Source organism: Williamsia sp. D3 (assembly GCF_000506245.1).
GTDB lineage: Bacteria > Actinomycetota > Actinomycetes > Mycobacteriales > Mycobacteriaceae > Williamsia > Williamsia muralis.
Genome location: NZ_AYTE01000050.1, coordinates 1 through 15,062, shown reverse-complemented (window position 1 = coordinate 15,062; position 15,062 = coordinate 1). Strand labels below are relative to the sequence as shown.

The following is a 15,062-nucleotide window of genomic DNA, read 5'->3' as shown; positions in this document are numbered from 1 at the left end:
GACATCGTGCTGGTGGGCGCCGGAATCATGAGCGCCACGCTGGGCGCGTTGATCCACCGGCTGCAGCCGGACTGGTCGATCAGTGTGTTCGAGCGCCTCGACGCGGCGGCCGCCGAGAGCAGCGATCCGTGGAACAACGCCGGTACCGGTCACTCCGCGCTCTGTGAATTGAATTACACGCCGCAGACAGCTGACGGCGAGGTCGACATCACCAAGGCTCTGCACATCAACGAGCAGTTCCAGGTCTCGCGCCAGTTCTGGGCGAACTCGGTGGAAGCGGGTGTGCTGCGGCGCCCCGAGGAGTTCATCAACCCGATCCCGCACGTGAGCTTCGTGCACGGTGAGTCCAACATCGACTACCTGCGTAAGCGGTACGACAAGCTGGCGGGCGAGACCTTGTTCAAGGGGATGGAGTACATCACCGACCCCGTGGAGTTCACCAAGCGTCTGCCGCTGATGTCGGCAGGCCGCGACTTCGCGGATCCGGTAGCACTCAACTGGTTCGACGGCGGAACGACGTGGATTTCGGCGCTCTCACCCAGCAGTTGCTCGGCTACATCGGCCACGCCGGCACGGTGAACTTCGGGCACGCGGTCACAAACCTGAAGAAGCAATCCGACGGCACCTGGATCCTGAAGGTCAAGAACCTCCGGACCAAGGAAACCAGCACTGTCAAAGCAGGTTTCGTCTTCATCGGTGCGGGCGGCGGCGCCCTGCATCTGCTGCAGAAGTCGGGAATCAAGGAAGCCAAGGGATTCGGCGGCTTCCCCGTGAGCGGCGCTTTCTTCCGCTGCACCAACCCCGATCTGATCGACGACCACGGCGCGAAGGTGTACGGCAAGGCAGCTGTCGGTGCGCCACCGATGTCGGTGCCCCACCTCGACACCCGCGTGATCAACGGCAAGGCAGGACTGCTCTTCGGACCGTATGCCGGGTGGTCGCCCAAGTTCCTCAAGGAGGGCAAGATCACCGATCTGCCGGCCTCGATCAAACCGGGCAACCTCCTTCCGATGATGTCGATTGCGCCGAAGGAGTTCGGCTTGCTGAAGTACCTGATCAGCGAGCTCGCCGCCGGACCGGCGGATCGGGTCGAGACGTTGGCCGAGTTCGTGCCGAGGGCGCAGGGCGAAGACTGGGAGCTCATCGTCGCTGGCCAGCGCGTGCAGGTCATCCGCAAGCAGGGGCGCGGCGGTGTGCTCGAGTTCGGGACCGCGGTCATCGCGGCCGAGGACGGCAGCATCGCAGGCTTGCTGGGCGCGTCGCCCGGTGCCTCCACCGCCGTCCCGGCGATGCTCGATGTCTTGCAGCGTTGCTTCCCGAAGCACTACGAGGCGTGGCAGCCGCAGCTGTCCGACATGATCCCTTCGCTGGGCCACAAACTGAACGACAATCCCCGTCTCTTCGAGCAGATCTGGGACCACACATCCAAGGTTCTCGGACTGCAGAACGCGGTCGACACGACGCCGAATGAGCGTGGCGCTCATCTGGCGACACCGAGCACCGTGTGATAGGCACTTGCATATGACCGCCACCGCGAGCCTGCACCGCAGTTGGGCCCAAGACATCGAGATGTCGACCCTCTACAAGATTCTGCAGCTGCGAGTGGAGGTGTTCGTCGTCGAGCAGTCGTGCCCGTATCTCGACCTCGATGGGCGCGACCTCGATCCGGACACGAGGCATCTGTGGCTCGAAGAAGACGGCGAGATCATCAGCACGCTGCGACTGCTCGAAGAGCACGAAGGCGGCAAGTCATACCGGATCGGCCGCCTGTGCACCGACCGCGCGCACCGAGGTCAGGGCCACACAACCCGGCTGCTGCAGACGGCTCTGGCAGACGTCGGGTCGGACCTCTGCCGTATTCATGCGCAGACCTACCTCATCGACATGTACGCCAAGCACGGTTTCGTCGTCGACGGCGAGGAGCATCTGCTCGACGGCGTCCCACATGTGCCGATGGTTCGTGGCGGCGGACATCGCTGACGGTGTGAAGGATCCGCTCTCCCGAGAGACAGCCTCAGGCGGGGGCCCTGGGCACGACAGCAATGCCGGGCTGGACCTCCCCTTTCCGTTCAGTGCTGTTGTCGGACAAGAACAGCTCAAGCTGGCGCTCATCCTCGCCGCCATCGCGCCGTCGATCGGTGGCGTGCTGATCCGGGGTGAAAAGGGCACGGCCAAGACCACCGTGGTGAGGGCGCTCGGTCCGCTGCTGCCTGCTCGCGACGACACCGGGGCATCGGTGGTGGAATTGCCGATCGGTGCCACCGAGGATCGGGTGGTCGGTTCACTCGACCTGCAGAAAATTCTGTCCGAGGGTGAAAAAGCCTTCACGCCAGGGCTGTTGGCGAATGCCGACGGGGGAGTGCTCTACATCGACGAGGTCAACCTGCTCGCTGACCACCTTGTCGACGTGCTGCTGGACGCAGCGGCGACGGGCCGGGTGGTCATCGAGCGTGACGGCGTCTCGCACACACAAGCGGCCCGTTTTGTCCTCGTGGGGACGATGAACCCCGAAGAGGGTGAGCTCCGCCCGCAGCTGCTGGATCGATTCGGACTGGCGGTGGATGTCGCCGCGCCGCAGGAGATCGCGACGCGCGTCCAGGTGATGGAACGCCGACTTGCGTACGAAGACGACCCGGCAGGGTTCGCGGCACAGTTCACCGACCAGGACGCCGAGGTCGCCGCAGCCATCGCGCGGGCACGCTTGGTGCTCGGATCGGTGCGGCTGCCGCCGGCCCAACTCCGACGCATCGCGGCGATCTGCATGGAACTCCAGGTGGACGGTCTGCGCGGTGATCTCGTGGTCGCCCGTGCGGCCCGGGCCCACGCCGCATGGCGTGGATCCGACCTTGTCGAGGACATCGACGTCCGGCGTGCGGTGGAACTCGCGTTGCCGCACCGACGTCGCCGCGACCCCTTTGATGAGCCCGGTCTCACCGAGGACCAACTCGACGACGCCCTGCAGAAGGCGGACGAGCAGTCGCACGAGCCGGACAGTCAGAACTCGGAAGAACAAGCGCCCGGGCCAGAGTCCGAGCCGCCGCCGCCGCCCGGCGATCCGGCGGACACCGACCCCGATCCCGACGACCCCGGTCCGGACGGCCCGAAGGGTGGGGGAGCGACGCCGCCGAGCGGCGGATTCTCGCCGACCCGTGCGTCGGGCAAGGTCAAACCGATCAGTGCCGTGGGTGTTGGCGCCGGGGAGCCGGGTCGACGTTCGCAATCGCTGAGCGTACGGGGGCAGGCAGTTCGAGCGGTCACCGAAGGCGGAAGTGGCGTGCACCTGATCGGCACGGTTCTGGCCGCTGCGGAAGGCCACCTCGAGCGGGGCAACACGCGACTTCAGGTACTACCGCAAGACATCCGGGGTGCGTTGCGCCGCGGCAAAGAAGGCAACTTGGTGGTCTTTGTCCTCGACCTGTCGGGGTCGATGGCGGCACGTAAGCGCCTGGACGCAGTGTCTGGCGCAGTGGTGTCCATGCTGCGCGATTCCTACCAGCGACGTGATCGTGTCGCCGTGGTGACGGTGCGCGGTGACGGCGCAGAGGTCGCGGTTCCGCCGACCCGGTCCGTGGACGCCGCAGTACGGAGGCTGACCGGTCTGCGTACCGGCGGACGCACGCCGCTGGCCGAAGGCCTGCTCACGGCCCGCGAGGTGATCCGCCGGAACGCATTCAAAGAGCCTCATCGACGCCCACTGGTGGTGGTGCTCACCGATGGCCGGGCGACAGCCGGAGCGGGCGCCTTGCCCAGGGCCGCGGCGGCGGCCGACCGGCTCCGTCGCGACGGGACCACTTCCATCGTGATCGACTGTGAGCACGGCATGATCCGTCTCGGGCTTGCGGCGTCGCTCGCCCACGGCCTCGGCGGTCAGTGTGTGCAACTCGCCGACCTCACCGCCGGTGGTGTCGCGGGCGTCATCCGCGCGGCTGCATGAGCACGGATGTGTAGACGCCGAGACACTCACAGACCACCACACCGAGAGAGGTAGAGCTGTGCCACAGGGAGTTCCATCGGTCATCCCCGACGACGGTCTGACCACCCGAGCGCGCCGTAACCTGCCGGTGCTGGCTGTTCACACCGGTGACGGCAAGGGCAAGTCAACGGCAGCATTCGGGATGGCCATGCGTGCCTGGAATGCCGGCCTCGACATCGGCGTGTTCCAGTTCGTCAAGAGTGCCAAGTGGAAGGTCGGCGAAGAGTCCGCACTGACTGCGCTCGGTGAGCTCCACGCCCAGACAGGCCAGGGTGGTCCGGTGCAGTGGCACAAGATGGGCGAGGGCTGGTCGTGGATCCGCCACTCGGGCAAGGAGTCCGACCACGCCGAGCAGGCTGCCCAGGGGTGGCTCGAGATCCGGCGCCGCATCCTCGAGAGGACCCACGAGTTCTATGTCCTCGACGAGTTCACCTATCCACTCAACTGGGGGTGGGTGGACGTCGACGACGTCATCGAGGTGCTGAGGTCCAGGGAAGGCAAGCAGCACGTGGTGATCACCGGTCGTCGCGCTCCGGCCGCGCTGGTCGACGCTGCCGACCTGGTCACGGAGATGGTCAAGACCAGACACCCGATGGATGCCGGTCGTAAGGGTCAGAAGGGGATCGAATGGTGACGGCTCCACCGGCACTCGTCATCGCCGCTCCGGCATCCGGAAGCGGTAAGACCACTGTCACAACGGGTTTGATCGGCGCTCTGGCCCGGGCCGGGCACCGTGTGGCGCCCTTCAAGGTCGGCCCCGACTACATCGACCCCGGCTACCACGGACTGGCGGCGGGCCGGCCGGGCCGCAATCTCGACCCCGTGCTCGTCGGCGAGGACCGCATCGGTCCGCTGTATCGAGCCGGATCCGCCGGCTGCGACATCGCCGTCGTCGAAGGCGTCATGGGGTTGTTCGACGGCCGCATCACCGAAGACCACATGCCGGCGATCGCGCCCGGATCCACCGCTCAGGTCGCATCTCTACTCGGTGCGCCGGTGGTGCTGGTGATCGACGCATCCGGACACAGTCAGAGCCTCGCCGCGATCCTGCACGGGTTCGTCAGCTTCGATCCAGGCATCGACATCCGGGGTGTGATCCTCAACCGGGTGGGTTCCCCCCGGCACGAGTTCGTGCTTCGCCAGGCCTGTGCCCGCGCCGGGCTCGAGGTGTTCGGCGCTGTTCCCCGCAATGCCAAAATGGCCGTGCCCTCGCGCCACCTGGGTCTGATACCCGCTGCCGAACGTGGGCCCGAAGCGGTCGCCGCGATCGATGCCATGACCGAATTGATCGGCGGCGCAGTTGATCTGGCCGCTCTGGTCGCCGCCGCCGACATCGGCGCGGGTGCCGTCGGCCCGATGTGGTCACCGGAACTGGAGGTCGGGGTCGACGAATCTGTGTCCGGCGACAGCAGGCCGGTCATCGCGCTCGCGTCCGGTGCGGCCTTCACATTCGGGTACGCCGAACACTCCGAGCTGCTGGCCGCCGCCGGCGCGTCAGTGGTGCCGTTCGATCCCCTCACCGACCTCTTACCCGATGGGTGCTCGGGTGTTGTCATCGGTGGTGGATTCCCCGAGGAACACGCCGCGGCTCTCGCCGCCAACCGCAGGCTGCTGACCCAGCTGCGTACAGTCGCACGTTCCGGGATCCCCATCCACGCCGAATGCGCGGGACTGCTCTACCTGGCCCAGAGCCTTGATGATCATGTGATGGCCGGAGTGCTCCCGTTGCGTGGAACCTTCGGCAAGACACTCACACTCGGCTACCGGGACGCCGTCGCCCTGACGGATTCGGTGCTGTTCGATGCCGGTTCCCGGATGCGGGGGCACGAGTTCCACCGCACCACCATCACGGCTCTCGACGGCTCGAAGCCGAGTGCCTGGGGGTGGCGGCGCGATGGGGTGGCCCACATCGAGGGTTGGGTACAGGGCAACGTGCACGCGTCGTATCTACACACACATCCGGCAGGCCGGCCGGAGGTCGTCGCGCGCCTGGTGCGGGCGGCGAGAACCGCGTTCGACAGCGTTTCGCAGTACTGACGAGCGCGACGCCCTAGGTGCCGACCGTGCACACGAAGTGCGCTGGGTACGGTTTATCGCATGTCGGACAAGGAACTCGAAGGCCAGCAGGCCGATCACTACCTGGTGGGGCTCAGTTTGTCCGGACGTCGGGTGGTGATCATCGGTGCGGGTTCGGTGGTGCAGAGACGATTGGGCACCCTCGCCCACAGCGGCGCGGACATCCACGTCATTGCCCCCGAGGCGACCCCGACCGTCGAATCGTTCCCGGGCATCACGTTGTCGCTGAGGGAGTACCGCGACGGCGATCTCGCAGATGCCTGGTACGCGCTCGCATGCACCGACGATCCCGAGGTCAACGCCGCGGTGGTGGCCGAGGCCGAATCACGGCGCATCTTCTGTGTTCGCGCCGACGACGCGCGGCACGGTACCGCCGTGACCCCTGCGTCGTTGCGGCACGACCACCTGAGCATCGGAGTGCTGGCCGGTGGGGACCATCGACGGTCTGCCGCGGTCAGGACAGCGATCGGTCAGGCGCTGGGCGGCGGCGAGTTGGGCGCTGCCGGTCTGGAGGCGGCTGCGCACGGTTCACAGCCACCCGGGGTCGCGCTTGTCGGGGGGGGTCCGGGTGACCCGGATCTGATCACGGTGCGTGGTCGGCGGTTGCTCGCCGCTGCCGATGTTGTCGTCGCCGATCGCCTCGCGCCTCCGGCGCTGCTCGCCGAGCTGGGACCGCACGTGGAGATCATCGATGCCGCGAAGGTCCCCTACGGACGGGCGATGAAGCAGGAGTCGATCAACGAGGTCCTCATCGACCGCGCCAAGGCCGGCAAGTTCGTGGTCCGCTTCAAGGGCGGGGATCCGTACGTGTACGGCCGGGGATTCGAAGAACTCGCGGCGTGTGTGGCCGCGGGTGTGCCGGTGACGGTGGTCCCCGGGATCACCAGCGCCATCGCCGGTCCGTCGGCCGCCGGCATCCCGGTGACGCACCGGGGGATGACCCACGAGGTGGTGGTGGTCTCCGGTCACATCCCGCCCGATCATCCCGACTCCCTCGTCGAATGGCCTGCGCTGGCGAAGATGCGTGGCACCATCGTGCTGATGATGGCCGTCGAGCGACTCGACGTGTTCACCGCGGCGCTGTTGAAAGGCGGCCGGGACGAGGCGACCCCCGTCGCGATCATCGAGAACGCCACACTGAGCAGCCAGCGGGTCGTGCGCTCGACGCTTGCCGCGGCGGCCGCGGACGCACGCTCACAGAACGTTCGCCCGCCCGCGATCGTGGTGATCGGTCCGGTCGCCGGGTTCGACGCGGAAACCGGCAGCACCGGGACTCCCGCGACCGGACCGTGACAAGCTTGATTGTGAAATGGCGACCAGGCGGCGGTACCGTCGATGCCCATGACCTCATCGACACGCATGTCTGCTGACGTCGGACAGACCCGCGTGTGGGGTCCGCAGATCGTCGTGCTGGGCGGTATGCAGCTGCTCGTGGTGCTCGACGGCACGGTAGCCGCACTGGCTCTGCCCCGCATACAGACAGCGTTGGAGCTCTCCGACAGCGCGGGAGCATGGATCATCACCGCGTACGTGCTCGCGTTCGGTGGTCTGATGCTGCTCGGCGGAAGGCTCGGCGACACCTTCGGCCGCAAGAGGATGTTCGTCGGGGGTGTGGCGGCCTTCACCGTCACTTCTCTGCTCTGCGGACTCGCATGGGATCCGTTCAGCCTGATCATCGGGCGCGGGCTGCAAGGCGCTTCGGCAGCGGTGGCCGCGCCCACCGCAATGGCCCTGGTGGCAACCACATTCGCGCCGGGCAAGCCCCGCAACCAGGCATTTGCGGTCTACGCCGCGATGACCGGGATCGGTTCGGTGGCAGGTCTGATCGCAGGAGGCGTGCTCACCGAACTGTCCTGGCGGCTGGTGTTCCTGATCAACGTCCCGATCGGTCTGCTGGTCGCGATAGGCGCCATCTTTGTCCTGCAGGAGTCACAGGGTGAGCGACTGCCGCTCGACGTCCGGGGTGCCGTGCTCGGCACCGCCGGCTGTTCCCTGGTGGTGCTGGCGGTGAACGAAGGACCCGGAGGCTGGCTACGTCCGATCGTCGTGGTCCCGCTCATCTTGGGGATCTGCGCGCTGATCGCGTTTGTGATGGTCGAGCGTCATGCCGACAATCCCATCCTGCCGTTCAGTTTGTTCGCCAACCACAGCCGCGTCGCAGCGCTGGTCGCGATCCTGCTGGCGGGCGCCATCATCATGTGCATGGCGGTCTTCATCTCGCTGTACCTGCAGGGGATTCTCAAGTACTCACCGATCCAGAGCGGCATGGCCGTGGTTCCGTTCGCGTTCGGTCTCGGGATCGCGGCGGCCGTCGCATCCAAACTGGCGTTGCGTTTCCAGCCGCGATGGTTGGTGATCGCCGGCGGTTCGGTGGTGGTCGCGGGCTGCGCCTACGCTGCCGCGATCGCCCGCGATGCGCCCGCCTACATGCCGCACATCTTCATTCCGGTGATCGTGATCGGCGCCGGTGTGGGTATGGCGGTGATCCCGCTGACGTTGTCGGTGGTCGCCGGGGTGGGGCCCACCGAGATCGGACCGCTGACCGCGCTCGCGCAGGTGGCCCAGAACCTCGGCGGAGCGATTGCACTTGTTGCGGTCGGGGCGATGGTGACCTCGCGGACCCTGTCCGAGGGCGGGGTGACCGGACCGGTGGAAGAGATGGACGCCGGACAGCTCGATGCGCTCGCGAGCGGCTATGGGCTGGCGTTCGTCTGTTGCGCCGCGATCGCCGTCCTTGCCGGTGTGGTGGTGATGTTCATGCGTTTCACCCCCGAGGACGTCGCAGAGGGGCAAGCGGCTCAGGAGGCCGCTCACACCGACATCGACCCCAACGAACTGACTGCCTGACCCTGAGTCCACCGCTCAGTCGGTGAGGACGATCAGCTCCCGTTCAGAGGCCACCTCGGCTCGCTGACCCCCGTCGGCGACGATTGCCGCCAGCGAGTTGATGTCGCGTACCTGTTTGCGAGACCGGATCAGCGAGCGGGCCACCACACCCTTGTGGTGCTTGTTGAAGTGGCTGACAACGGTGCGTGTGCCGTCAGTACCCTCGGTCAGCACTGTCATGGTGATGGCGCCGGGGACAGGACCCAGTTGCTGGTAACCACCCGACCGCAGGTCGATGACCACATCCTCGCCCAGAGCGGCCAGTGCCTCGGGGAGCGCGGGTTTCCATTCGGCTGCCAGCGTTCTGAACCCGGGAATCCTCGACCCCGCGGACAGTCGGTACGCCGGGATCAGGTCGCCCGCTCGCACGACGCCGAACAGTGCCGAGCCGACAGCGAGACGGTCGATCGCCTTGTTCTTGCCTGCCCGGCTCAACGACGGGTAGTCGAGTGCGTCGAACAACACACCGGTGTACCGCTCGATCGCCGGTCGTGTCGGACTCGTCCACAGCTGGGCGTTCCGCTCGATCTCGGGCGTTGCCGACGCCCCCAGGCCCAGAGCCTTACGGCTCGCGTCGTGGTCGTCGGCGAGGGACACGATGGCCTCGGCCAGCTTGCGGCGGATGGGCGTCAGGGTGGGCAACGACAACGCGTCCAGGTCCAATGGAGCGCCGCGGCCGCCTCCGGCCTTGCTCTCCGAGGGGGGTAACACGATCAGCACAGTGCAACACCGTATCGCCGACGGCTCAGCCGTGACCGGGCACCGCCGGGAAGGCGTCCAGACCCCGTTAAGGTGACACCGTGATCACACGCATGTCGACCCTGTTCCTGCGCACGCTGCGCGACGACCCAGCCGACGCCGAGGTACCCAGCCACCGGCTGCTGGTCCGCGGCGGTTACGTCCGTCGGGTCGCCCCAGGCGTGTACAGCTGGCTGCCCTGGGCCTGAAGGTGTTGCGCAAGGTGGAGACCGTGGTGCGCGAAGAGATGGACAACATCGGAGGCCAGGAGATCTCTCTGCCTGCACTGCTCCCGCGCGACCCGTACGAGGTCACCGGCCGCTGGACCGAATACGGCGCCGCCCTCTTCCGGCTCAAGGACCGCAAGGGCGCCGACATGCTGCTCGGACCGACACACGAGGAGCTGTTCGCGCAGCTGGTGAAGGGGGAGTACTCGTCCTACAAAGACCTCCCGGTCACGCTGTACCAGATCCAGACCAAGTATCGCGATGAAGAACGCCCGCGTGCCGGCATTCTGCGCGGTCGCGAGTTCATCATGAAGGACTCGTATTCCTTCGACCTGGACACCGATGGATCGAAGGCGTCCTACGACGCCCACCGAGAGGCGTACCAGGCGATTTTCCGCAGGCTCCAGGTCAAATACGTCATCGTGGCCGCCACGTCCGGCGCGATGGGGGGCAGCGCGTCCGAGGAGTTCCTCGCCGAGAGCGAGGTGGGCGAGGACACCTATGTCCGCAGCCCCGAATCCGGGTATGCGGCCAACGTCGAGGCCGTCATCACCCCGGCACCGCCGGCGCGCCCCATCGAGGGCCTGCCCGAGGCGACCGTGCACGACACCGGCAACACCCCCACCATCGACACGCTCGTGGCGTGGGCTCAGGAGACCTTCCCCGATCGCGGCTTCACTGCGGCGGACACGCTCAAGAACGTGGTCGTGAAGCTGCGCCATCCCCACGGCACGTCCGAATTGCTCGCGGTGGGTGTGCCCGGGGATCGCGAAGTCGACATGAAGCGGCTCGAAGCCGCGGTGGAACCTGCCGCACCCGAACTCATCACAGACGCCGATTTCGCGGCCAATCCGTTTCTGGTCCGCGGTTACATCGGCCCGAAGGCCCTGCAGGACAACGGTGTGCGCTACCTGGTCGACCCCAGGATCGTCGACGGCACCGCATGGATCACCGGGGCGAACGAGCCGGGCAAGCACGTGGTTGACCTGGTGGTCGGGCGGGACTTCGTGCCCGACGGCACGATCGAGGCCGCCGAGGTGCGCGACGGGGATCCGTCGCCCGATGGCTTGGGCACCCTGGTGACCGCCCGGGGAATCGAGATCGGCCACATCTTCCAGCTGGGTACCAAGTACACCGACGCCTTCGATGTGGACGTCCTCGGCGAGAACGGCAAGCCCGTACGGCTCATCCAGGGTTCCTACGGGGTCGGCGTGTCCCGGATGGTCGCCGTGATCGCCGAGCAGCACCACGACGAGAAGGGTCTGCGGTGGCCGAAGTCGGTGGCGCCCTTCGACATCCACCTCGTGATCGCGAACAAGGACGAACAGGCATGGGCCGGGGCGCAGAGTCTGGCCGCCGACCTCGACGCAGCCGGTATGTCCGTGTTGATCGACGACCGCAAGGCCTCGCCCGGAGTGAAGTTCAAGGACGCCGAACTGCTGGGGATGCCCGTGGTGGTGGTGGTCGGTCGTGGCTGGGCGAACGGCACGGTGGAGATCCGGGATCGCTTCACCGGCGAGGCCACCGAGGTCGCCTCCGACGTGGCGGTCGAGACGTTGCTCGCGGGCCGCTGACTCAGATCGTGCTGCCGGGCAACGCGACAGTCGACGGCGAGATCCGTAGCGCCAGACGCCATGTCGCAGCCCGACGGGCGCTGTCGGTCAGTCCGCCCAGCGCCAGGCCGCGTACGGCGGCGTCCTCGGCGCGTTCCAGCAGGGCGCGGTAAGCGATCGTGCAGTCCTCTTCGGTGGACAGCGCGACGGTGAGGGCAGAAACCGGGTCGGTGATCGGTTGCGGCAGATCGTAGCCGGGTGCTGCCTCCGGCACCTCGGCCGCGGCGGTGGTGAGAGCCGCGGTCAACTCTTCTCGGCGTGATCGATGTTCGGCGGTGAACTCGGCGACGGTCTGTGCGCGGGACGCGGCCGCGTACGCCGCCACCACTCCGTAGGTGAAGATCGTCGCGTTCTCAGCATCCAGTGTCGCCGCGAGGGCGTCGGTGGTCACGGTCACGAGAGTTGCACCGCCACAGCTGTGGTGGTGCCTGCGCTGATCGACCCGAGGAGGCCGGCGACATACCCCTGCGTCTGCACCGCCAGGTCACCGGCCGACCGCGCGGAGGCGGTAAGCTGGGCACGCAACTGATCGATCGTCGGTGGGGCCGGCGGGCTCGGACTCGGCGCCGCGGAACTCGATGCGCTTTCCGCGCGTCCGCTGTCGAGGCGGGTGATCTCGTCGGTCAGTGCCCGTGCATGCGTGCTGCGCTCCTGCGCGATCACGGTCAGTGCGGCCGCCCGGTCGGGATTGGTCGCCACCGCTGCCGTCGCGGCAGTTGCATCGGCGTTCGCCGAGGCGACCTGGGGGAGCAGCTGGTCGGCGAGCTTTTGTTTCGCGGTGACCTCCGCGCTGTCACCGCATGCAGCCACCGTCGCGACCGCGGCCGCACCCGCCGACAACGCAACCGTCGATCGCAGGAAAACCCGTCGTGTAGGACTCCAGCTGGTGGAGCCCGAGGGTTCCACGGACCCCATAAGGTCCATCGAGTTTCGTATGTCACTGACCGTCACAGGTTCACATAGTGCCAGTCGCGCTCGGCAAGGGAAGACTCTGCCGGTTCGCGGTGGGTCGCGTGCCCTGCCGACCGAGCAGGTGGGCGAAACGGTGTCCGCGGGGCGTTAAGCTGATGGCCACACGCCGCATCGTCGATGCGAAGGCATGCGGTCGACTATCGACCGCTCGACATGCTGGGAACCGACAACTGCACATGGAGGAGACGCCGATGCCCGGGGCAATCGACCACGACCGGATCAGCGCACTGCTCGAGCCGATCGCCGCTCAGAACGGCTACGACGTCGAGGAACTGACGGTGTCCGCCTCCGGTGCGGAGAACGTGGTCAAGGTGGTCGTCGACCGCGATGGTGGCGCCACACTCGACGAACTGGCCGCCCTGAGCAGATCCATCTCCGAAGTACTCGACGCTCCGGCCGAATCCGACGACTCCGTCGGCGACACGACGTCGGCGACCCGGTTGCCGCATTCGACACCTATGTGTTGGAAGTGACATCGCCGGGCGTGGACCGCCCGCTCACGGCAGCGCGTCATTGGCGACGCGCCGCCGGCCGCAAGGTTGTCGTCGACCTCGTCGGCGAGCCGCCCGAGCGGGTCGCCGGTCGGGTGGGGCGACTGGCCGACGACGAGAACAGCGTGTCGGTGGTCATCAAGTCCGGCCGGGGTCTGACCACCCGGCAAATCGAGCTGGCGGCGGTACGCAAGGCGTTCGTACAGGTGGACTTCGGTGAACCGTCCCCTGCGGAACTAGAGAAGTGCGGCCTCGATCCCGAACAGATCGAGGCAAGACGGAAAGGGAACAAATGAATATCGATATCGCAGCATTGAGAATGATCGAGGCAGAGAAGGGCATCTCGATCGACACCGTCATCGAGACCATCCAGTCGGCTCTGCTGACCGCGTACCGCCACACCGACGGATTCGCCCCCCACGCGTACATCGACGTGGACCGCAAATCGGGTCAGGTGCGGGTGATGGCGCAGGAACGTGACGAGGACGGCAACGTCATCTCCGAATGGGACGACACACCAGAGGGATTCGGACGGATCGCGGCGACCACCGCACGCCAGGTCATCCTGCAGCGCCTCCGAGATGCCGAGCACGACAAGAACTTCGGCGAGTTCTCCACCCACGAAGGTGAGATCGTCGGCGGTGTGGTCCAGCAGGACGCCGGGCGAACGCACGCGGCATGGTGGTCGTGCGGATCGGCAGCGAGGCAACGGGTCAAGAAGGTGTGCTGCCGCCGGCGGAACAGGTGCCGGGAGAGAAGTACGTGCACGGCGAGCGGATCAAGTGCTACGTGGTGGGCGTCACCCGCGGGGCGCGTGGACTCCAGATCACGTTGTCGCGAACCCATCCGAACCTGGTCCGCAAACTCTTCTCGCTCGAGGTCCCGGAAATCGAAGACGGGTCGGTGGAGATCGTCGCCGTGGCCCGCGAGGCCGGGCATCGATCGAAGATCGCGGTGCACACCGGGGTCGCCGGGCTCAACGCCAAGGGCGCCTGCATCGGGCCGATGGGGCAGCGGGTCCGCAACGTGATGAGCGAACTGGCCGGAGAGAAGATCGACATCATCGACTACGACAACGATCCCGCGGTGTTCGTCGGTAACGCGCTCTCGCCGTCGAAGGTCATCTCGGTCACGGTGGTCGATCTGGCTGCCAAGGCGGCGCGGGTCGTGGTTCCCGATTACCAGTTGTCGCTGGCCATCGGCAAAGAAGGGCAGAATGCACGGCTCGCGGCGAGGCTCACCGGATGGCGTATCGACATCCGCAGCGACGCCCAGCCCGATCCCGACCACGTCGAGTCGGCGGCGGGTGCGAGCTGACCGAAAACTCGCCGGAAAGGGTGGCATTGGCATCTGCAGCGCCCAGGACGGTAGACTTTGCGGTGGTCCACAGTGATCCTTCGCCCCACCGCGAGAAAATTCCGATGCGTACCTGCGTCGGATGTCGACAGTGTCGCCCGGCCACCGAACTCGTTCGGCTGGTCGTCTGCACCGACGACGGTCTCCCGGCTGTTGTGATCGACCATCGAAAGACCATGCCAGGGCGAGGAGCCTGGCTGCATCCCGAACCGGCATGTCTGGTGACAGCGGTGCAGCGCAGAGCCTTCGCAAGGGCATTTCGGCTCGGCGGGTTGACCGTCGACGCCGATCTACTGACCCGAGAGATCGAGTCGGTAGCCACACAGAGAGGCCGGCAGCAGTCGGCCACTAAGGACAGGTAGCAGAAGACATGAGCACACCGTGAAGTTCTTGCGATGAGCACGTTTCGGACGTAGACCGAGGTCGTAGCGGGCAATGCCGCTCGACCTCCAAGTGAGGAGAGCAGTGGCAGGCAAGGCCCGCGTGCACGAATTGGCCAAAGAACTGGGCGTGACGAGTAAAGAAGTACTCGCCCGACTCAGCGAACAAGGCGAGTTCGTCAAATCAGCGTCGTCGACCGTAGAGGCTCCCGTGGCCCGGCGACTTCGCCAGTCCTTCCCCGGGAAGGACGCTCCCGCCGCCAACGGTGGAGCACCATCATCAAAACGCCGGAGGCAGCGCCCCGGCAGCAAAACCATCAGCAGCCAAGCCGGGTGCCGCGCGCACCCCG

13 protein-coding genes and 3 pseudogenes are annotated in these 15,062 nt (G+C 66.7%); 13 read left to right on the top strand and 3 right to left on the bottom strand.

What is annotated here, in order from left to right; all coding sequences use genetic code 11:
• Positions 1-27 precede the first annotated feature (27 nt).
• From mqo to W823_RS55950, 7 genes and pseudogenes are all read left to right on the top strand, one after another.
• Positions 28-1,508: pseudogene (mqo, locus tag W823_RS55980) on the top strand (malate dehydrogenase (quinone)).
• A 13-nt stretch (positions 1,509-1,521) separates the two neighbouring features.
• A complete protein-coding gene (locus W823_RS55975) occupies positions 1,522-1,980 on the top strand; it encodes a GNAT family N-acetyltransferase (RefSeq protein ID WP_023963909.1) in 459 nt (152 codons plus the stop codon).
• A 70-nt stretch (positions 1,981-2,050) separates the two neighbouring features.
• Positions 2,051-3,934, top strand: coding sequence for a VWA domain-containing protein (locus W823_RS55970; protein WP_031333729.1), 1,884 nt, complete (start codon positions 2,051-2,053; stop codon positions 3,932-3,934).
• 58 nt (positions 3,935-3,992) lie between these two features.
• Complete coding sequence (gene cobO / locus W823_RS55965) at positions 3,993-4,607, top strand: cob(I)yrinic acid a,c-diamide adenosyltransferase (protein WP_031333727.1); 615 nt, start codon at positions 3,993-3,995, stop codon at positions 4,605-4,607.
• Complete coding sequence (locus W823_RS55960; RefSeq protein ID WP_023963906.1) at positions 4,601-6,010, top strand: cobyrinate a,c-diamide synthase; 1,410 nt, start codon at positions 4,601-4,603, stop codon at positions 6,008-6,010. Before cobO ends, W823_RS55960 begins: the two co-directional genes overlap by 7 nt.
• A gap of 60 nt (positions 6,011-6,070) precedes the next feature.
• Complete coding sequence (gene cobA / locus W823_RS55955; protein WP_023963905.1) at positions 6,071-7,342, top strand: uroporphyrinogen-III C-methyltransferase; 1,272 nt, start codon at positions 6,071-6,073, stop codon at positions 7,340-7,342.
• 48 nt (positions 7,343-7,390) lie between these two features.
• A complete protein-coding gene (locus W823_RS55950) occupies positions 7,391-8,896 on the top strand; it encodes an MFS transporter (RefSeq protein WP_369792687.1) in 1,506 nt (501 codons plus the stop codon).
• A 15-nt stretch (positions 8,897-8,911) separates the two neighbouring features.
• Here W823_RS55950 and yaaA read toward each other — a convergent pair whose 3' ends face one another.
• A complete protein-coding gene (gene yaaA, locus W823_RS55945; protein ID WP_023963903.1) occupies positions 8,912-9,655 on the bottom strand; it encodes a peroxide stress protein YaaA in 744 nt (247 codons plus the stop codon).
• An 80-nt stretch (positions 9,656-9,735) separates the two neighbouring features.
• On the opposite strand from yaaA, the pseudogene W823_RS55940 reads away from it, so the two are divergent.
• Positions 9,736-11,474, top strand: a pseudogene (locus W823_RS55940) (proline--tRNA ligase).
• Between the two features lies 1 nt (position 11,475).
• Here W823_RS55940 and W823_RS55935 read toward each other — a convergent pair.
• Complete coding sequence (locus W823_RS55935; RefSeq protein ID WP_369792686.1) at positions 11,476-11,904, bottom strand: ferritin-like domain-containing protein; 429 nt, start codon at positions 11,902-11,904, stop codon at positions 11,476-11,478.
• A gap of 2 nt (positions 11,905-11,906) precedes the next feature.
• Positions 11,907-12,428 carry a hypothetical protein gene (locus tag W823_RS55930; RefSeq protein ID WP_081729984.1) on the bottom strand — a complete coding sequence of 174 codons (522 nt, stop codon included), beginning with the start codon at positions 12,426-12,428 and terminating at the stop codon, positions 11,907-11,909.
• Between the two features lie 248 nt (positions 12,429-12,676).
• Between W823_RS55930 and rimP the strand changes: the two genes are divergently transcribed.
• From rimP to W823_RS57600, 5 genes and pseudogenes are all read left to right on the top strand, one after another.
• Positions 12,677-12,958, top strand: coding sequence for a ribosome maturation factor RimP (rimP, locus tag W823_RS59820; protein ID WP_369792685.1), 282 nt, complete (start codon positions 12,677-12,679; stop codon positions 12,956-12,958).
• Positions 12,955-13,272, top strand: a complete 318-nt coding sequence (locus W823_RS59815) for a hypothetical protein (protein ID WP_369792684.1) — start codon at positions 12,955-12,957, stop codon at positions 13,270-13,272. The genes rimP and W823_RS59815 overlap by 4 nt, the downstream gene beginning before the upstream one ends.
• Positions 13,269-14,293, top strand: a pseudogene (nusA, locus tag W823_RS55920) (transcription termination factor NusA). Before W823_RS59815 ends, nusA begins: the two are co-directional and overlap by 4 nt.
• A complete protein-coding gene (locus W823_RS59810; RefSeq protein ID WP_369792683.1) occupies positions 14,221-14,694 on the top strand; it encodes a YlxR family protein in 474 nt (157 codons plus the stop codon). The pseudogene nusA and the gene W823_RS59810 overlap by 73 nt, the downstream one beginning before the upstream one ends.
• Positions 14,695-14,797: 103 nt before the next feature.
• A partial coding sequence (locus W823_RS57600) for a translation initiation factor IF-2 N-terminal domain-containing protein (protein ID WP_235189694.1) occupies positions 14,798-15,062 on the top strand: 265 nt, incomplete at its 3' end.